Source organism: Nonomuraea sp. NPDC049709, assembly GCF_040674815.1.
Taxonomy (GTDB): domain Bacteria; phylum Actinomycetota; class Actinomycetes; order Streptosporangiales; family Streptosporangiaceae; genus Nonomuraea.
Genome location: NZ_JBFANM010000002.1, coordinates 106921 through 123974 on the forward strand (window position 1 = coordinate 106921; position 17054 = coordinate 123974).

The 17054-nt window shown below is 72.3% G+C and carries 17 protein-coding genes; 11 read left to right on the forward strand and 6 right to left on the reverse strand.

The genetic code is table 11. The features are described from left to right. Positions 1-91 precede the first annotated feature (91 nt). From AB0J69_RS02640 to AB0J69_RS02650, 3 genes are all read left to right on the forward strand, one after another. Entirely contained in the window at positions 92-832 is a 741-nt protein-coding gene (locus AB0J69_RS02640) for an HAD-IIA family hydrolase (protein WP_364112434.1), read from the forward strand. 43 nt (positions 833-875) lie between these two features. After that, positions 876-1499 carry a hypothetical protein gene (locus AB0J69_RS02645; protein ID WP_364112074.1) on the forward strand — a complete coding sequence of 208 codons (624 nt, stop codon included), beginning with the start codon at positions 876-878 and terminating at the stop codon, positions 1497-1499. 210 nt (positions 1500-1709) lie between these two features. Beyond that, the gene (locus AB0J69_RS02650) at positions 1710-2135 is read left to right on the forward strand and encodes a hypothetical protein (protein ID WP_364112076.1); all 426 of its coding nucleotides are present in this window, start codon (positions 1710-1712) and stop codon (positions 2133-2135) included. A 97-nt stretch (positions 2136-2232) separates the two neighbouring features. On the opposite strand, the gene AB0J69_RS02655 is transcribed toward AB0J69_RS02650, so the two are convergent. Both AB0J69_RS02655 and AB0J69_RS02660 read right to left on the reverse strand, forming a co-directional pair. Continuing rightward, a complete protein-coding gene (locus tag AB0J69_RS02655) occupies positions 2233-2766 on the reverse strand; it encodes an NAD(P)H-dependent oxidoreductase (RefSeq protein ID WP_364112078.1) in 534 nt (177 codons plus the stop codon). A gap of 238 nt (positions 2767-3004) precedes the next feature. Further along, positions 3005-3934 carry an acyl-ACP desaturase gene (locus AB0J69_RS02660; RefSeq protein ID WP_364112080.1) on the reverse strand — a complete coding sequence of 310 codons (930 nt, stop codon included), beginning with the start codon at positions 3932-3934 and terminating at the stop codon, positions 3005-3007. A gap of 77 nt (positions 3935-4011) precedes the next feature. On the opposite strand from AB0J69_RS02660, the gene AB0J69_RS02665 reads away from it, so the two are divergent. Next, positions 4012-4470 carry an NUDIX hydrolase gene (locus AB0J69_RS02665; protein WP_364112082.1) on the forward strand — a complete coding sequence of 153 codons (459 nt, stop codon included), beginning with the start codon at positions 4012-4014 and terminating at the stop codon, positions 4468-4470. Between the two features lie 96 nt (positions 4471-4566). Here the strand turns inward: AB0J69_RS02665 and AB0J69_RS02670 are convergent, their stop codons facing one another. Beyond that, positions 4567-5325: a trypsin-like serine protease gene (locus tag AB0J69_RS02670; protein ID WP_364112084.1), complete on the reverse strand. Its 759-nt coding sequence runs from the start codon at positions 5323-5325 to the stop codon at positions 4567-4569. A gap of 131 nt (positions 5326-5456) precedes the next feature. Between AB0J69_RS02670 and AB0J69_RS02675 the strand changes: the two genes are divergently transcribed. Beyond that, positions 5457-6710 carry a hypothetical protein gene (locus AB0J69_RS02675; protein WP_364112086.1) on the forward strand — a complete coding sequence of 418 codons (1254 nt, stop codon included), beginning with the start codon at positions 5457-5459 and terminating at the stop codon, positions 6708-6710. Between the two features lie 101 nt (positions 6711-6811). Here AB0J69_RS02675 and AB0J69_RS02680 read toward each other — a convergent pair whose 3' ends face one another. Next, positions 6812-7711: a TIGR03620 family F420-dependent LLM class oxidoreductase gene (locus AB0J69_RS02680; RefSeq protein WP_364112088.1), complete on the reverse strand. Its 900-nt coding sequence runs from the start codon at positions 7709-7711 to the stop codon at positions 6812-6814. Between the two features lie 100 nt (positions 7712-7811). Beyond that, positions 7812-8219: an alternative ribosome rescue aminoacyl-tRNA hydrolase ArfB gene (gene arfB / locus AB0J69_RS02685; protein ID WP_364112436.1), complete on the reverse strand. Its 408-nt coding sequence runs from the start codon at positions 8217-8219 to the stop codon at positions 7812-7814. A 179-nt stretch (positions 8220-8398) separates the two neighbouring features. Here arfB and AB0J69_RS02690 point away from each other — a divergent pair, with 179 nt between their 5' ends. The 3 genes from AB0J69_RS02690 (at position 8399) to AB0J69_RS02700 (ending at position 11478) form a co-directional block, all read left to right on the forward strand. Continuing rightward, positions 8399-9232 (forward strand): hypothetical protein, encoded by an 834-nt coding sequence (locus AB0J69_RS02690; protein ID WP_364112090.1) that lies wholly within the window; start codon positions 8399-8401, stop codon positions 9230-9232. Continuing rightward, on the forward strand, positions 9229-9822 hold the full coding sequence (locus AB0J69_RS02695; protein ID WP_364112092.1) for an HAD family phosphatase: 594 nt from the start codon (positions 9229-9231) through the stop codon (positions 9820-9822). The genes AB0J69_RS02690 and AB0J69_RS02695 overlap by 4 nt, the downstream gene beginning before the upstream one ends. Positions 9823-9921: 99 nt before the next feature. Next, entirely contained in the window at positions 9922-11478 is a 1557-nt protein-coding gene (locus AB0J69_RS02700) for an alkaline phosphatase D family protein (RefSeq protein ID WP_364112094.1), read from the forward strand. Positions 11479-11868: 390 nt separating this feature from the next. On the opposite strand, the gene AB0J69_RS02705 is transcribed toward AB0J69_RS02700, so the two are convergent. Continuing rightward, positions 11869-13683, reverse strand: a complete 1815-nt coding sequence (locus AB0J69_RS02705) for an efflux RND transporter periplasmic adaptor subunit (RefSeq protein ID WP_364112096.1) — start codon at positions 13681-13683, stop codon at positions 11869-11871. A 146-nt stretch (positions 13684-13829) separates the two neighbouring features. Here AB0J69_RS02705 and AB0J69_RS02710 point away from each other — a divergent pair, with 146 nt between their 5' ends. From AB0J69_RS02710 to AB0J69_RS02720, 3 genes are read left to right on the forward strand one after another with little or no spacing between them, the layout of a single operon-like run. Continuing rightward, positions 13830-15017: a biotin/lipoyl-binding protein gene (locus AB0J69_RS02710; protein ID WP_364112098.1), complete on the forward strand. Its 1188-nt coding sequence runs from the start codon at positions 13830-13832 to the stop codon at positions 15015-15017. Next, entirely contained in the window at positions 15014-15796 is a 783-nt protein-coding gene (locus AB0J69_RS02715) for an ABC transporter ATP-binding protein (RefSeq protein ID WP_364112100.1), read from the forward strand. The genes AB0J69_RS02710 and AB0J69_RS02715 overlap by 4 nt, the downstream gene beginning before the upstream one ends. Beyond that, complete coding sequence (locus tag AB0J69_RS02720; RefSeq protein ID WP_364112102.1) at positions 15793-17049, forward strand: ABC transporter permease; 1257 nt, start codon at positions 15793-15795, stop codon at positions 17047-17049. Before AB0J69_RS02715 ends, AB0J69_RS02720 begins: the two co-directional genes overlap by 4 nt. Positions 17050-17054: the final 5 nt, after the last annotated feature.

The following is a 17054-nucleotide window of genomic DNA, read 5'->3' on the forward strand; positions in this document are numbered from 1 at the left end:
TGTTCACGTGCCGGGCAGGAAGTCGATAAGGCGCGCTCGGTACGATGGGCGCGTGACTCAGCGTAAGCGGATCGACTCCTGGTTGTCCGACATGGACGGCGTACTCGTCCACGAGGGGCGACCCGTCCCCGGAGCGGACGAATTCATCAAGCGGCTCAGCGAGTCAGGCAAGAAGTTCCGGGTCCTGACCAACAACTCGATCTACACCCAGCGCGATCTCTCGGTACGCCTGGCCGGCGCGGGCCTCGACGTACCGGCCGAGTCCATCTGGACCTCCGCGCTGGCCACCGCCCAGTTCCTCGACGACCAGCGCTCGGGCGGCTCCGCGTACGTGATCGGCGAGGCCGGCCTGACCACGGCGCTGCACGAGGTCGGCTACATCCTGACCGACCTCGACCCCGACTACGTCGTGCTCGGCGAGACCCGCACCTACAGCTTCACCCAGATCACCCGCGCCATCCGCCTCATCGAGGGCGGGGCCCGCTTCATCGCCACCAACCCCGACCCCATCGGCCCCTCCACCGAGGGCTCCCTGCCGGCCTGCGGCGCCGTGGCCGCCCTCATCACCAAGGCCACCGGGGTGGAGCCGTACTTCGTCGGCAAGCCCAACCCCCGCATGATGCGCAGCGCGCTCAACGAGATCGAGGCCCACAGCGAGACCACGGCCATGATCGGCGACCGCATGGACACCGACATCGTCTCGGGCATGGAGGCCGGGCTCTACACGATCCTCGTCCTCACCGGCGTCACCCAGCGCCACGAGATCGACCGCTTCCCCTACCGTCCGTCACTGGTCGTCGACTCGGTGGCCGACCTCATCGACCTCATCTGAACCTGACGGCCCCTGACAGGTACGCGTGGCAGGCTGAGCTGTCATGACCCGTGTTTACCTGGAGACCGGACCGAAGAAGGTGTTCGCCTGCTCGCTCGACTGGCCCGGCTGGTGCCGGATCGACAAGGGCGAGGAGGCGGCCATCGACCGGCTCATCGACTACGTCCCCCGCTACCGGGTGATCGCCGAGCGGGCCGGGCTGGAGTTCGCGCCGGGGGACCCCGAGGTGGTGGGCCGGGTGCGGGGCACCCAGACGACGGACTTCGGGGTGCCGTACGAGGTGCCCGACCTGGACCTGGAGCCCCTGTCCGGGGCCGAGGCCGAGCGCTCGGTGGCCCTGCTGCGGGCGGCGTGGGAGCTGTTCGACGAGACCGCCGGGGTCGCGCCGGAGGAGCTGCGCAAGGGGCCGCGGGGCGGCGGGCGGGACCGTACGAAGATCGTCGACCACGTGACGGACGCCGAGCGGGCCTTCGCCAGGATGGTCGGGGTGCGGCACAAGCCGTACAAGTCTCCTGGGGACCGTGATGCGATGCGGGCGGAGCTGGCGGAGGTGCTGTCGCGCCCCTGGGAGCCGCCGGCGACCACCAAGTGGCCGCCCCGCTACGCGCTGCGGCGCATCGCCTGGCATGTGATCGATCACATGTGGGAGATCGAAGACCGGCGGTAGAAGATTCTCCCCCACCCGTTTCCCGTCAGAGAGCGGCGATGCCCGCACTCGCCCCCTATCCACGGTGGGCATATGCCGAATCCCGCGAACGGTGCGGAGCAGCCGGTGGAAAGAATCGCACCCCCGTTCCTACTCCCGATCGCCAAGTTCGCGAACCGGCTGCGACGATGTTGAGGACGGAAGACTCGGCGGTGCGAAAGGGCAGGGTGCGTGGACGTACGTGCGGAGATCCTCGACCTGAAACTCCGCGTCGAGGATCTCGAGACGACCGCTGAGCGAGGCACCGAGCTGGACCGGCAGGACGACCTCCTGCGCGAGATCATCGACCGCTCCAGGAAGCTGCAGGCGGAGATCGCCTTCCTGAAGGCGGAGCTCGGCCGTGCCCGGACCGAGATCGGGGAGGAGTTCGCGGCGGTCGGCACCGAGATCGCGGGCGTCCGCAGGGAGGTGACGGGCCGGCCCGTGGCCGCCGGGGCCGGGACGGGCGGCGAGATCGACGTGCGGGCGGAGATCGCCGTCGAGTTCGGGGCCATCCGGTCGGAGATCGAGCACGAGTTCAACTTCCTCCGGTCCGAGGTCACGGACCTGGGCATCAAGCTCGACCGCCTGCTGCAGCGAACCCCCGCGGAGCCCTGAGCTCGTCAGAGAGGGTCTGTGAGGCGCGTCAGGGTGTCCAAAGGCCCCGCAGGGTGAGTTCCCTCTGTGAGGAGCGTCAGGGTGGGCCTGAGGCGTCTCAGAGGGAGAGCACCGGCTCCATGACCTCGGCCGGGCAGAGCTGACGGATCACGCTCCGCACCTGCTCGCGCAGGTCCGGAGCCGCCAGATGACCGTCCTCGGCGAAGTGCGGGCAGGCGGGTGAGATCACCAGCTCCGCCCCCATCACGACCGCGCCCGCCCCCAGCAGCTGCTTGTACAGCTCCGCCTGCGCCCACATGGCCCCGCAGGCCCGCGCGCTGGCGCTCATCACCGCCACGTGCTTGCCCGACAACCCCTCCCGCGCCGACATCCAGTCCAGCGTGTACGTGAGCTCCAGCGGCAGCAGGCTGTGCTCGGGTGCGGTCAGCAGGACGGCGTCACCGCCCGCGACCAGCGTGAGCAGCTCGCGCGCCGGCGCCGGAACGGGCCCGGTCCGGTACGGCGGGATCTCGCCCAGCCCCCGCCACACCTCGAAGCCGACACCCCTCGGCAACTCGCCGCCCGCCGCGTCCAGCAATCTGGTGATGAATGACCCCGCGTGGAGACTGGCGGCGATCCCGATGATTTTCACCCTCTGCTCCCAAGGGGTTCCGGTGTTACCGGGAACCTGCCCGATGCCGCGGATGTCCAAGACCATCTCCGGGTCAAGAGGCGCACAGTCTTTGCCGGACGGGGAGACGTACTGGTGGAGCCGCCTACCGGCGGCGCCGGCCGCTGGGCGGGCGGCTCGCCGGCCGGTCCGGGCTGACCTGCTCGGCGAGGTGCCGCCCGGCGGGTCGCCGGGCGGCGCGTCACCGGTGGGAGGCGCGTCAGCGGCGCGCGGCGGCGCGGGCGCGGCGCTCCTCGCGGCGCTCGACGAAGCGGGCGGCCGTGGCGTCCGCCCTGGACAGGAACTCCGACAGCTCCTCGCGCGCCTTCTCGCCCTCGGAGTCCAGCCCGGTCTTGTCGAACACCGACCACTGCCGCAGCACCGGCATGAGCACGTCGTCCAGGTGCAGGCGGAGGTCGTAGATGCCCTCGTTCGCGATGATCAGGGCCTTGCGGGCGAACCCGTCCATCCCCTGGCCGGGCATCTGGAAGGTGGTCACCACGTCGGTCACCGCGCGCATGGTCTGGTTGGGGTCGAGCTCGAAGGCCGCCTTGAGCAGGTTGCGGTAGAAGAGCATGTGCAGGTTCTCGTCCGCGGCGATCCTGGCCAGCAGCCGCTCGCAGCCCTCGTCGCCGGAGGCCCTGCCGGTGTTGCGGTGCGCGATGCGGGTGGCCAGCTCCTGGAAGGAGACGTACGCGAGCTGCTGCAGCATCGTGTTGTACTCGGTGGCGAAGCCGCTCTCCATGTGGGCCATGCGGGCCCGCTCGAGCGCCACCGGGTCCACGGCCCGGGTGACGGTGAGGTAGTCGCGGATGGCGGTGCCGTGCCGGTCCTCCTCGGCGGTCCACCGGTGCACCCACGTGCCCCAGGCGCCGTCGCGGCCGAAGGTCGTGGCGATCTCGTGGTGATAGCTGGGCAGGTTGTCCTCGGTGAGGAGATTGACGATGAGCGACACCCGGGCCGCCTCGGGGATCTTGGAGTCGCTCTCCTGCCAAGCCTCGCCCCCGTAGATGCCGTCGAAATCGCGGCCTTCGCTCCACGGGACGTACTCGTGCGGGAACCACTCCTTCGCCATCTTCTCGTGGCGGTCGAGCTCCCCGGCGACCACGGGCTCGAGCTCGTGCAGCAGCTCCGTCTGAGTCATCGCCATAAAAGATCTTCTCCTTCAGGTTACGGTACCGTAGGTTAGGCTACCCGAAGGACATACCGGTCAAATAGGGTGGATGTATGCGACCCAGTGTCCGCGGTGTCCTTCTCGATCACGACGAACGGCTGGTCCTGTTCCGGCGTACGGTGCCGGGCCGCGAGCTCTACTGGACCGTGCCGGGCGGGCACGTGGAGCCGGAGGACGGCACGCTGGAGGACACCCTGCACCGGGAGCTGCTCGAGGAGCTGGGTGCGACGGTCTTCGCGGTGACGCCGCTGGCGACCGTGTCGTACCCATGGCGGGGCGAGATCAAGACACAGCACGTCTTCGGTTGCCGGCTGGTGTCGATGGACCCGGAGCTGCGCCACGGGCCGGAGTTCGAGGACCCGTCGCGGGGGCTGTACGAGGTGGAGCGCGTCCCGCTGGAGCGGTCGGAGATCTCCTTCAGGAACCTCGTCCCGGAGGCGGTGGCGGGCTTCCTGTCGGCCAACATCACCGCCCTGCCCCACCTCATCCGCCCTGCCCCTCATCCGCCATGACCCGCCCGCAACGGAGCCGGCCCCGCCCCTCGCGTGACCGCCTCGTGGGCGGACCGTGCGAAGAGCGGGGCCGGTGGGGAGCGGTGGACGTGGCCGTCAGCGGGTGGCCGCCGGCAGCGTGACGTACTTGCCCAGGAAGCGGCGGGCCGTCGGCGTGTCCAGGCGGTAGTCGTAGTTGACCTGCTTGCAGGCGTCGTCGGCGCCGCTGACCGACGTGGCGACCAGGAGGTGCGAGGTGGGGCCGCCCATGAAGTTCGGGCCGCCGGAGTCGCCGAAGCAGGTGCTGCCGTCGCCCTTGGCCTTCGGCATCAGGTCCAGCCACTTGCCGGACAGGTCGTCGAAGGAGATGGGCGCCTGGTGGCGGGTGTCGGTGTAGCGGTAGCTGTACTGGTGGGCGCTCTTCTTGGTCGAGTTCCTGGTCGAGGAGACCGAGCCGTACCCGACCGAGGTGAACCGCGTCGCCTTCATCTTGCCAGCGGCCTCCATCCGGTCGAGCAGGCCGGGCTCGGGCAGCTGCGCGGGCACGATGCCCTTGACGGGCGTGTCGAAGACCACGACGGCCATGTCGTGCAGCTCCGAGGAGTCCTTGTAGCGCGGGTCCGGTACGTAACGTCCGGTGTAGAGCGTGTCTCCCGGTTCGTAGCTGGCGTCGAAGGACACGTGGGCACGCTTCTGGCCGGGCTCCCCGCAGTGGGCGGCGGTGAGGAAGACCGTGGGCGAGACCAGCGTGCCGGTGCAGTAGCTCCAGGTGCCGTCCGGGTTGGGCCGCTCGTCGATGAGCGCGCCTACCTCGGGGTGTGCGTTCGCATCGGCGGAGCCGTTGGTGATGGCGGACGCGGGGGTGGTAGCAGCCACCGCCCATCCGGCGATAATCACGACAAAGGCGACAAAACGCATTGGAAAAGGTTATGTTCTCCCAGGTCAAAAGGGGTAATTCTCGGCAAAAGATCTACCGACCCGTCCATTCTGGCGAAATCGGAGGCATCATGACGACCGACGCGAAGCCCCACACCGGCGGACTGCCGTACGCGCCCGGGGCCGTCCTCTCCGGCACGGAGGCCCACCTGCGCAAACTGGCCGTGGCCTGGGAGCACATCCGGCACCGCGAGGCGGCCGGCCTCCCGCTGCACAACGTGAGCGGGCTGGAGCGCGGGCTGCCGCTCCCCGAGGTGGACCGGTGGCTCCTGGACGACGAATGGGCCGGCGCTCTGTACTCCGAGCGCGTCCGGGAGCTCGGGCTGGCCCACCTGGGCGGCGACGCGGGCACGCACGACATCGCCGTCGCCAACCGGTTGACGGCTGCCCTGTTCGCGGCCTTCCAGGTGACGGTGCGCCCCGGGTCGACCGTGGTGGGCGTCTCGGCCACGTACAGCCATCCCGCGGTCGTGCGGGGCGTGCGGGACGCGGGCGGCCTCTTCGTGGACACCATCGGGGTGGACGCCTTCGAGCGGGCGTTGGCCGAGCACCCCGACGTCTCGGTGGTGGCGCTGACCCGGCTCGCCGTCAGCTACGAGGCGCTCGCCGAGGAGGACCTGCGGCGCGTGGTCGCCCTGGCGCACGAGCGCGGCGCGACGGTCGTGGTCGACGACGCCGGTGGCGCCCGCGTGGGGCCCGCCGTGCTCGGCCAGCCCCGGACGCTGGAGTTCGGCGCCGACCTCGGCGCGACCGGCCTGGACAAGTACGGGGTCAGCGGGCCCCGGGTGGGCCTGCTCGGCGGCCGGGCGGACCTGGTCGCCCGCGTCCGGGCCAGAACCTTCGAGCTGGGCAGCGAATGCCGTCCGGTGCTCTACCCGGCCGTCGTCCGGACCCTGGAGGCGTACCGGCCGGAACGCGTCCGCGACCTGATCGCCTCGACCCGCCTGGTCGGGGCGGCGCTGCGGGCCCGGCTCGGAGCCGATCTGGTGCAGGAGACGCCGTTCATCACCCGCCTGCCTGGCGAGGCCATCGCCGCCGAGCTCGCCCGCCGGGGCGGCCCCGGCGCGCCGGACCTGGCGGCCATCGACGCCACCGCCCTGCTCGCGATGGTGCTGCTGCGCGACCACGGCCTGCTCACCGTGCACTTCGCCGGCATGCCGCCGGGCACCTCCGCCCTGCTGATCAAGTTCCTGCCCGCCGAGACCGTCGCCGCCGTGGGCGGCCCCGCGGCCTTCGCCGAGACCGTCGACGGGTCCCTGGGGCGGGCCGCCGCCGTCGCCGCGGAAGGCGAGGGAGCGGTGCGCCGGCTGCTGCTCGGCACCTGAGGCGGCGCGCTCGGGCAGGGCGGTCGGGCAGGGCGGTCGGGCAGGGTGCTCGGGCGGCGTGCTCGGGCGGCGCGGTCAGGCAGGGCGCTCGGGCGGGGCGGTCAGGTGGAGCGGTCAGTGGGGCGGGGGAGGAGCGCGTCGGCGAGCAGGCGCCAGTAGGGCATCGCGGAGCCGCCCGGCTCGATCCCGACCACCTGCACCGCGACGTGGTCGGCGCCGGCGGCGACGTGGGTGCGCAGCTTCCCGACGATGGTCTCCGGGTCGCCCCAGAACACGAAGTCGTCGACCAGTCGGTCCGCGCCGCCGCCCGCGATCTCCTCCTCCGAGTAGCCCAGCCGGCGGAACTTCGCCACGTTGTACGGGCTCGCCAGGTAGGGCGCCAGATGCTCGCGCGCCGTCGCCCGCGCCCTGCCGGGGTCGGACTCGAACAGCACCGCGTGCTCGACGCCCAGGAACGCGTTCGGCCCCAGGATCTCCCGCGCCTGCGCGGTGTGCGCCACGTTGACGTGGTAGGTCTGGGCGCCGGCCGCGCGGTCGCGGGCCAGCTCGAGCATCCTGGGCCCGTACGCGGCCAGGATGCGGCGCATCGGCGCCCTCGGGGCCGGGTTCACCGTCTCGGCCGAGTCGAGTTCGTCCAGGTAGGCGGTCATGGCCGCCAGGGGCTTGGTCCCCGGCCGCTGCTCCCCGCCGAACCCCAGCCCGAGCACGTGCCGGCCGGGGTAGGCGTCGGCCAGCAGGAGCGCGGCGCCGTACGTCCACCGGGCCCCGCGCGACCAGATCTGCGCGATGCCGTTGACGACGTTGATGCGCTCGGTGCACGAGAGGAGATAGCCGGCGTGCGTGAGCGCCTCGCGGCCGAGCAACTCGGGCATCCAGAACGCCCGCCAGCCCAGCTCCTCCAGCTCCTGGATCGACTCGCGCATCCACGTGGCCGGCCGGCGCTCGAAGTCGAAGGTGTAGATCCCGAACGTCCCGAGATCCATGCCGTCAATGCCACCCATCGGGTTCCCCTTACACGTCAGGCCCACAAGTCGCATCAATATATCGCATAATGTCGATATGAATGCCCGGCCGGACGGTACGGCGGGCCGTCCGGCCGGGTCAGGGGTCGCGGCGCAGGCGCTTGAGGTCGGAGCGCTGCTTCTTGGTGGCGATGCGGCGCTCGACGGCGCCGCGGCTGGGCTTGGTCTTGCGGCGGTGCTTCGGCGGCGGGGCCATGGCCTCGCGCAGGCGCTGCGCCAGGCGGTGCCGGGCGGCCTCCCGGTTGCGCAGCTGGGAGCGGTATTCGGAGGCGGCGATCGTGATCGTGCCGGAGCCGAGGCGCTCCAGGGCGCGCTCCTTGAGCGGGGGCGGCAGCGCGGTGCTCGCGGCGACGTCGAAGGTCAGCTCCACGCGGCTGTCCGTGGTGTTGACGCCCTGGCCGCCCGGGCCGGACGAACGGGAGAAACGCCAGACGAGCTCGGCGTCGGGGATGACGACCGAGTCGTTGACGACCAGCGGGCCGGGCATGCGCGGGGCTCCCGTTCTCAAACGTGCGTTCCTTTACACCTGTCACCGTATCCGGCTGCCCCGTACCGCCCGCAATGGCATTTTCCCCGCACCGGACGGCCGATCCGGCCGCTTGACGGTCGGCCGCAAGCGGCGTATGCCAATATCGCGCGAGAGGATCACGGGGTTGGGGAGGCGCGGTGGCCGTCATCGTCGGCGTGCACGGGATCGGCAAGTACAACTACTACCTCCAGGCCGGCCGGTCCGCGGCCGGCGCGGCGGAGGTCATGCGGCGCAAATGGGACCGCTACCTGCACGCGGCGCTCGGGGGCGAGGCGCGGGCGTACTTCGCCGAGATCGCCTACTTCTCCCACCTCCTGCACGACGGGGAGGACGACGACGGGCCCGGCACGGGCCGGACGAAGGCCTCCGCCGCCCTGGAGCGCCAGGCCCAGGAGGTCCTCATCGGCTGGGCCCGGAACCTGGGCGTGGGCGAGCACGTCACGGGAGCGCTCAAGTCGTTCACCGGCTGGCTGCTGAACCGGCTGGACACCCGCTCGGCGGCGTTCGCCAAGCTCTTCGCGCCCGAAGTGGCCGCCTACCTCACCGACCAGGCCAGGCGCGAGAAGTCCAGGCAGGCTGTGGCGGAGGTCATCAGGAGGCACCGGCCGCAGGTCGTCATCGCCCACTCGCTGGGCAGCGTGGTCGCGTACGAGGCCCTGTGGGCGAACCCCGACCTCCAGGTCGACCTGCTGATCACCCTCGGCAGCCCCCTGGGCATGCGCAACGTCGTCTTCGAGCGCCTCCTGCCCGCCCCCGTCAACGGCCGCGGCGAGCGGCCCCGCGGCGTCGGACGCTGGGTGAACATCGCCGACAAGGACGACATCGCCGCCATCCCGCCCGCCCTGGCCGCCAGCTTCACCGGGGTCGACGTCGAAGAGCTGGTCAACATCGACTGGATCGACTTCCACACCGTCGAGAAATACCTGGGCTGCCCGGCGCTGGACCCGCATCTGCGACCATTCCTGGCATGACGTGGATTGTTTTCGACTACGGCGGTGTCCTCTCCCTGCCCCAGCCCGAGTCCGACGCCGACGCCATGGCGCGGGCCGTGGGCGCCGAGCCCGAGGAGTTCAAGCGGGGCTACTGGGAGCACCGGCTGGAGTTCGACGGGGGCGGTCTGACGCCGTTCACGTACTGGTCGGCGGTGCTGGGCCGGGCCGTCACCCACTCCGAGGTCGCGCGGCTGGTCGCCATGGACGTCGCGAGCTGGGCCCACCCCAACGAGGACACGGTCGCGCTGCTCGGTGAGCTGATCGAGGGCGGCCGCGACGTGGCGCTGCTGTCCAACGCGCCCGTCTGCGTCGGCGACGGCCTCGACGAGCTGCCCTGGATCGCCGCGATCGGGCACCGCTTCTACAGCGGCAGGATGGGGCTGGTCAAACCCGACAGGGAGATCTACGACGAGATGGCGCGCGGGCTCGGCACCGACCCGTCCGAGATCGTCTTCATCGACGACCGCCAGGAGAACGTGGAGGGCGCCCAGCGCGCGGGCATGACCGGCGTACGCTTCACCGACGCGGTCACGCTCCGCGCGGAACTGCCGGGGACGGTCGCCCGCTGACCCGCAGGGGGCCGGAAGTCGCAGGACGACCGGTGTTGTTCACCCGCGCTTGACTCCACTGTCACGGCTGAGTCAGCGCAGGTGGACATACCTGTGAACGTGGACCGCAGAGCCTTCCTGACAGCGGCGACAGCCGGCCTCCTCCTCCCGCAGCCCGCCGCCCCGGCGGCGGCCGCCTCATCGTCCAGAACCCTCAGATCCGACCCCTTCACGCTGGGCGTGGCCTCCGGCGACCCCTCCGCCGACGGCTTCGTCCTGTGGACCAGGCTGGCCGTCGAACCGCTCGGCGGCGACGGCCGCGGCGGCATGCCCTCCCAGGACGTGGAGGTGGACTGGCAGGTCGCCACGGACGAGCGCTTCGCCAAGGTCGTCAAGTCCGGCACCGCCACCGCCCGGGCGCGCGACGCCCACAGCGTGCACGTCGAGCTGAAGGGGCTGGAGCCGGGGCGCGACTACTTCTACCGGTTCAGGAGCCAGGGCCGCCTGTCACCGGCCGGCCGGACCAGGACGACGCCGACGGGGGAGACGCCGCTCAACTTCGCGGTCGCCGCGTGCGCGCACTACGAGCACGGCTACTACACCGCCTACCGCCGCCTGGCCGAGCAGGAGCCGGACCTGGTGGTGTTCCTCGGTGACTACATGTACGAGTACGGCCCCAGCGGCTACACCGCGCTGGCCGGCCGCGTACGCACCCACACGCCCGGCAAGTGCCAGACCCTCGCCGACTACCGCCTGCGGCACGCCCAGTACAAGAGCGACCCCGACCTGCAGGCCGCGCACGCGGTGGCGCCGTGGCTGGTGGCCTTCGACGACCACGAGGTGGAGAACAACTGGGCCGGGCCCGTCTCCAGCACCGGGGCGGCGGGGTTCGAGCGGCGGCGGGCCGAGGCGTTCAGGGCGTACTACGAGAACATGCCGCTGCGCCGCGCCAGCCTCCAGGGGGCGGTGCTCCGGGTGAACCGGCGGGTCTCCTGGGGCACGCTGGCCCGCTTCCACCTGCTGGACACGCGGCAGTTCCGCGACGACCAGGCATGCCTGGACGGGGTGCGGGCCGGGTGCGACGACCGGCTGGCGGACAAGCGCACGCTGCTCGGGGCCGACCAGTGGCGCTGGCTGGAGAGCGGCCTGAACGGCTCCACCACCCGCTGGAACCTGCTCGGGCAGCAGATCATGATGGCGCACCGCGACTACAAGGTCGGACCGGGGCGCGAGGTGAACCTGGACTCGTGGGACGGCTACGCGGCCGAGCGGACGCGCCTGCTCGGGTCCCTGGCCCGTACGCCGAACCCCGTGGTGCTGACCGGCGACGCGCACATGCACCACCTGGCCGAGCTCAAGACCGACTTCGACGACCCGGACTCCCCGGTGGTGGCCAGGGAGCTGGTGGCCTCGTCGATCGCGAGCGACGGCGACGGGTACCGGGACCGGACGTGGATCTCCGAGGCGCTGCAGGAGAACCCGCACATCTCCTACATCGACCAGCGGCGCGGCTACCTGGTGGCCCGGCTGACCCGCGACGAGCTGGCGGTGGACTTCCGGACGCTGGACTACATCTCCCGCAAGGGCGCCCGCGCCAAGACCGCCCACAGCCTCACGATCCCGGCCGTCACGGGGGCGGCGGCCGCCGGCCGGGCCGCGGCCCCCCGCGTCGGCTGAACGACCGTCCGGACGCCCCGCGGGCCCGGCGCGGGGCGGACCGTCCGGCGCGCTCAGGGTCCGGCGCCGGCATGACCGTCCGGCGCGCCCGGGGTCCGGTGCGGGGAGGACCGTCCGGGCGTCGGGCTCGGCGCGTGTTGAGCGGCCGTCCTGGCGTCGCTGGGGCCTGGCGCGGGCTGGGCGGGAGGCTGCGCGGCGCGCGGCTGTTCGCTGAACGTTGGCTGGGAGCCGGCTGAGGATCCGCTCAACCGGCCGCCGGCCGTTTCACCCGGCCATTCCGCCCGCGACAGGGGGAAGACCCGGCCGGACTCCGGAGTGGCAGGTTCGCCGGAGTCCGGCCGGGAGTGACCGGCCCGGGCGGGCGGGTGGTTTCCGTCCGGACCGGTCGGCTCATGCGCCGGGCCAGGCCCCGTCCGGGAACTCGCCCGACGTGCCGCCCGACATGACCACCTGGTCGCTCTCGCCCAGGCCCGAGGTGACCTCCACGTACTGGTCGCCGCGCACCCCGGTTCGCACCACCTTCGCCGAGTCCCGGCCGCCGGAGCGTACGGTGACCACCTGGGTGCCGTCCGACCGGCTGCGCACCGCCGCGGCGGGCACGTACAGCGCGTTCCTGGCCTCGTCCGTGGTGACCGTCACCGAGGCGGTCTGGCCGAGCATCAGCCCGGCAGGCGGCTCGTCGAAGGCGAGGGTGACCGAGTAGCGGACGAGCCGGCCGTCCACCGTCGCGGTCGGCGCGATCGCCGTCACCGTGCCCCCGTACCGCTCGCCGCTCCGGGTGGCCAGGGTGATCTGCGCCTTCTGGCCGAGCTTGAGCCGGTTCACGTCGGACTCGGTGACCATGGCCTGGACCTGCAGCTCGTTCAGGTCGCCGAGGCTGATGAACGTGCCGGTGCCCGCCGTGTCACCGGTCCCGCCGCCGACCGACAGGACCGTGCCCGCCGCCGGGGCCACGATCCGGGTGGCCCGTACGGCGTCGGCGGCCTCCTCGACGGCGGCCTCGGCGCGGTCCACGTTCGCGGCGGCCTGCTCCTCGCTGACCCCGCCCGTGGCCCCCGTCCCTGCCGGTTGCCCCGTCCCTGCCGGTTGCCCCGTCCCTGCCGGTTGCCCGGTGCCGGTGCTTCCGCTCCGGGCGCAGGAACCCTGGGAGGTGCGGTCGCCGCCGGTGCTGGGCCCGGTCGAGGGCTTGCCGCCGCCCGTGGGCTTGCCGCTCGCCGACGGTTTCGCGGTGGCGGACGGCTTGGCGGTGGTCGAGGGTTTGCCGGTGGTGGATGGTGTGCCGGTGGGGTACGGGGCGGCGGTGGCGGAGGGGTGGCCGCCGGACTGCTCGTTCCCGCCGGTCCCGCCGGTGCCGCCCGTCGGGGTCGCGGTGACGGTCGTGGTGACCCTGGCCGTCACGGTGGCTGTCACGGTGGCCGTCACCGTGGCGGTCGCGGTGACCGTCACCGTGGTCTGGGGCTGGGGATCGGTGGGGCCGGACGTCGGCGTGGTGGTCGGGGGCGGGGTGGGGCCGGGTGTCGGGCTCGTGTCCGGCTTCCCGCCAGCAGGGCCGGGCGGGCCGAAGGCGCCGCCTGCGTCCGCACCGCCCGTCGCGCGAGCGGCCGGAGCACCGGTGCCCGTGCGCGCGGAGGCGCCGGTCCCGGAGCCGGCCGGGACGCCGCTCACCGCGACGGCGGGCGCGGTCGTGCCGCCTGGAGCGGGGGCTGTGCCGGTCGGACTTCCGGAGGGAGCGGGGGTGGCCCGGCCGGACGGGGCCGGACTTGCGCCGGTCGCCGGGGTCGAGGCACCGGGCGTCGCGCCGCCCGGTACGCACGACGAGGGGGTCCCGCCCCCGGTGTCCGTCGAACCCGATGACGCCTCCTCCAGCGCCTCCTCGGCGGCCGCCAGGTCGGCCTTGGCCGCCGCGTACGCCTCCCGCGCCGCCCGCCCGTCGATCCTGGCCAGGACCTGGCCCCGCTTCACCTTGGCCCCGACCTTCACGTACACCTTGGTCAGCGTCCCGGAGGAGCCGAAGGCCAGGTCCCTGCGCGAGCCGTCCACGGTGTTGCCCGCCGCGCTGACCGAGGCCGTGACCGGCCCGCGCTGGGCGGCGGCCAGCCGTACCTGGACGGTGGGCGGGGCGTCGTCGCGCAGCGCCAGTGCCAGGCCGGACCCGGCCACGAGCACGGCCAGGGCGAGCCCGCCCAGCGCGAAAGTCGGTCTCATGGCGGCCCATCCTGGCCGAGCAGGATCGCGGCAGGCTGTGAGGACCCTCAGAGTTACCTGACAACCCGCCCGGCCGGCCGGGTTGTCAGCGAACGTTCAGCTTGCTCGCGGCTGCGGCGCAGCCTGGTGTGCAAGGGTCACCGCTCGTGAAGGTGTCGATCAGGCGCAGAGCGCTGATAACCAACGGGGCGCTCACGGTGCTCCTGCTGGGCGGCGCCGGGCTCGCCTACGCGCAGCTCGGCACGGGACAGGCCGCGGGGGAGACCACCGTGCGCACGGTGACCGCGGGCCGCGGCTCCGTGACCGCCGCGGTGTCCGCCTCGGGCGCGGTCGAGAGCTCCCGGTCCAGGGCGCTGTCGTTCGGGACGAGCGGGACCGTGGAGAAGGTCTACGTCAAGGCCGGGGACAAGGTCGCCAAGGGCGATCTCCTGGCCCGGCTGGACGACGACGCCGCCCAGGAGAGCCTGTCGGCGGCCAAGGCCACGTACGAGAGCGCCCTCGACGACGGCACGGACACGGCCCAGCTCTACGCCGCCTACATCAAGGCCCGCAACGCCTACCGGGAGGCGCAGCGCACGGTCGCGGCCACCGTGCTGAAGGCGCCGTTCAAGGGCACGATCACGGCCGTGAACGGCTCGGTCGGCGGCCCCGCCTCGGGTTCGGGATCCAGCGGCGGGCAGGGCTCCACCGGGACCACGGGCTCCACAGGGGGCACGGGGTCGACTGGGGGCACGGGGTCGACGGGCGGCACGGGCTCCACCGCGAGCTCCGGCTCCGGCTCCGGCGGCTTCATCGAGCTCGCCGACACCACCAGGCTCCAGCTCGTCGGCACCTTCACCGAGTCGGACGTCGGCAAGCTCAAGCAGGGCCAGGAGGCCACGGTCACGTTCGACGCGCTGCCGGGCGTGACGGCCACGGGTGAGGTCACCCAGATCGAGCCGGTCGCCTCCACCAGCAACAACGTCGTGCAGTACCCGGTCACGGTCACCTTCACGAAGGTCCCGAACGAGGTCAGGCTGGGCCAGACCGCCACCGTCGAGGTCGTGGTGGGCCAGGCCGGGAACGTCGTCACCGTCCCCTCCACGGCGGTCTCCACCAGCGGCGGCCAGACCACGGTCACCCTGCTCAAGGACGGCCGCCAGACCAGGACCCCGGTGGAGGTCGGCGTGCGGGGCACCACGCTCACGGAGATCAGGTCGGGCGTGGCCGAGGGCGACCAGATCGTGCCCCCGTCCACCACCACGACCGGCACCACGGGCAACGGCGGCGGCCAGCGGCAGTTCGGCGGGGGCGGGTTCCCCGGCGGCGGCATGCCGGGCGGAGGCGCGCGATGACGACCGCGGAACCGCGGGTCGTGCGGCCCGTGCCCGTCCTGCGCGTGCGGGACCTCGTCAAGGAGTACGGCGAGGGCGACGCCAAGGTACGCGCCCTGCGCGGCATCAGTCTGGACGTCGAGCGGGGGGACTACGTCGCCATCATGGGCGCCTCCGGCTCCGGCAAGTCCACGCTCATGAACATCCTGGGCTGCCTCGACGTCCCGACCTCAGGCACGTACCTCATCGACGGAGCCGACGTGGGCCGGCTGAACGAGCACCAGCTCGCCATCCTGCGCAACCGACGGGTCGGCTTCGTCTTCCAGTCGTTCAACCTGATCCCGCGCATGAGCGCGCTGGCCAACGTCGAGCTGCCGCTCGTGTACGGCGGCGTCGGCCTGGCCGAGCGGCGCGAGCGGGCGCTGGCCGCGCTGGAGCAGGTCGGGCTGACCGACCGGGTGCACCACGAGCCGAACCAGCTCTCCGGCGGCCAGCAGCAGCGCGTGGCCGTGGCCAGGGCGCTGGTCACCGCGCCCGCCCTGCTGCTGGCCGACGAGCCGACCGGCAACCTCGACACCGCCTCCACCGGCGACGTCCTGGAGATCATGGACCGGCTCAGCGCGTCCGGCCGCACGATCGTGCTGATCACGCACGAGGACGACGTGGCCGCGCACGCCAAGCGGGTGATCAGGCTGGTGGACGGCGAGATCGTCGAGGACCGCCGCCGGGCGCCGGTGGACGGCCCGCCGCCGCGCACGCCCGAGAAGGACCCCGAGAGAGACGGCGTGGCCACCCGGTGAACCAGATCGAGATCCTCCGCTTCGCCCTGCGCGGCCTGCTGGCCAACAAGATGCGCAGCGCGCTGACCACGCTCGGCATCCTCATCGGCGTGGCCGCGGTCATCATGCTGGTGGCCGTCGGCGAGGGCTCCTCGCAGAGCATCCAGCAGAACATCCAGCGGCTCGGCGCCAACACGCTCACCATCTCTCCGTCCTTCTCGGGCGGCGGTGGCGGCGGCATGCGCGTGCCGGCCGGCGGCGGCGGTGGCGGCAACACCGGGCCGCGTACCCAGGCCAGGGACCTCAGCCTGGCCGACGCCAAGGCGCTGACCGACAGGACGCTCGCCCCGTCGGTCAAGAGCGTCTCGCCGGTCGTGAACGCCTCCTCCACCACGGCCGCGTACGGCGCCGCCAGCCACGCGATCTCGCAGTTCGTCGGCACGTACCCGAGCTATTTCGAGGCCGTCAACAAGCCCGTCGCCCAGGGCACGTACTTCTTCAACGACGACGTGCTGGCCGCCAGGAAGGTCGTGGTGCTCGGCCGGACCGTGGTGGCGGAGCTGTTCGGCACCGTCGATCCGATCGGCAAGCAGATCAGCGTGTCCGGGGTGCCGTTCACGGTGGTCGGCGTGCTGAAGGAGGCCGGGTCCACCGGCATGCAGGACGCCGACGACGTGGCCGTCGCGCCGCTGCCGGCCGTGCAGCAGAGCCTGAGCGGGTTCGGCTCGCTCGGCCAGATCGTCGTGCAGGCGACCGGGGCCGAGGCCACCACGGCGGCCCAGGCCGAGGTCACGGCTATCCTCAACCAACGACACGGCATCACGAACAACAACCCCGACTACCGCGTACTCAACCAGGCCACGTTGCAGGAGACCGTCAGTGCGGCCACCGGCACCTTCACCGTGCTGCTGGGCGCCGTCGCCGCGATCTCGCTGCTGGTGGGCGGCATCGGCATCACGAACATCATGCTGGTGACGGTCACCGAGCGCACCCGCGAGATCGGCATCCGCAAGGCCATCGGCGCGCCCAGGGGAGCGATCCTGGGCCAGTTCCTGATGGAGGCCACGTTGCTGAGCCTGGTCGGGGGGCTGTCCGGGGTGCTGGTGGCGTTCGTGGGGACCAGGTTCACCGTCGCCGGCATCGAGCCGGTCCTCGTGCCGTCGTCGGTCGTGCTGGCGCTGGGCGTCTCGCTGGGGATCGGGCTGTTCTTCGGCAGTTATCCCGCCAACAGGGCGGCCAAGCTCAGGCCGATCCAGGCCTTGCGCCACGAGTAAGGAGA

Excerpts from the sequence above, each read along its gene's own strand:
- AB0J69_RS02640 (WP_364112434.1), top strand. The coding sequence starts at position 92 with ATGGACGGCGTACTCGTCCACGAGGGGCGACCCGTCCCCGGAGCGGAC.
- AB0J69_RS02645 (WP_364112074.1), top strand. The coding sequence starts at position 876 with ATGACCCGTGTTTACCTGGAGACCGGACCGAAGAAGGTGTTCGCCTGC.
- AB0J69_RS02660 (WP_364112080.1), bottom strand. The coding sequence starts at position 3,934 with ATGGCGATGACTCAGACGGAGCTGCTGCACGAGCTCGAGCCCGTGGTC.
- AB0J69_RS02665 (WP_364112082.1), top strand. The coding sequence starts at position 4,012 with ATGCGACCCAGTGTCCGCGGTGTCCTTCTCGATCACGACGAACGGCTG.
- AB0J69_RS02675 (WP_364112086.1), top strand. The coding sequence starts at position 5,457 with ATGACGACCGACGCGAAGCCCCACACCGGCGGACTGCCGTACGCGCCC.
- AB0J69_RS02680 (WP_364112088.1), bottom strand. The coding sequence starts at position 7,711 with ATGGGTGGCATTGACGGCATGGATCTCGGGACGTTCGGGATCTACACC.
- arfB (WP_364112436.1), bottom strand. The coding sequence starts at position 8,219 with ATGCCCGGCCCGCTGGTCGTCAACGACTCGGTCGTCATCCCCGACGCC.
- AB0J69_RS02695 (WP_364112092.1), top strand. The coding sequence starts at position 9,229 with ATGACGTGGATTGTTTTCGACTACGGCGGTGTCCTCTCCCTGCCCCAG.
- AB0J69_RS02705 (WP_364112096.1), bottom strand. The coding sequence starts at position 13,683 with ATGAGACCGACTTTCGCGCTGGGCGGGCTCGCCCTGGCCGTGCTCGTG.
- AB0J69_RS02715 (WP_364112100.1), top strand. The coding sequence starts at position 15,014 with ATGACGACCGCGGAACCGCGGGTCGTGCGGCCCGTGCCCGTCCTGCGC.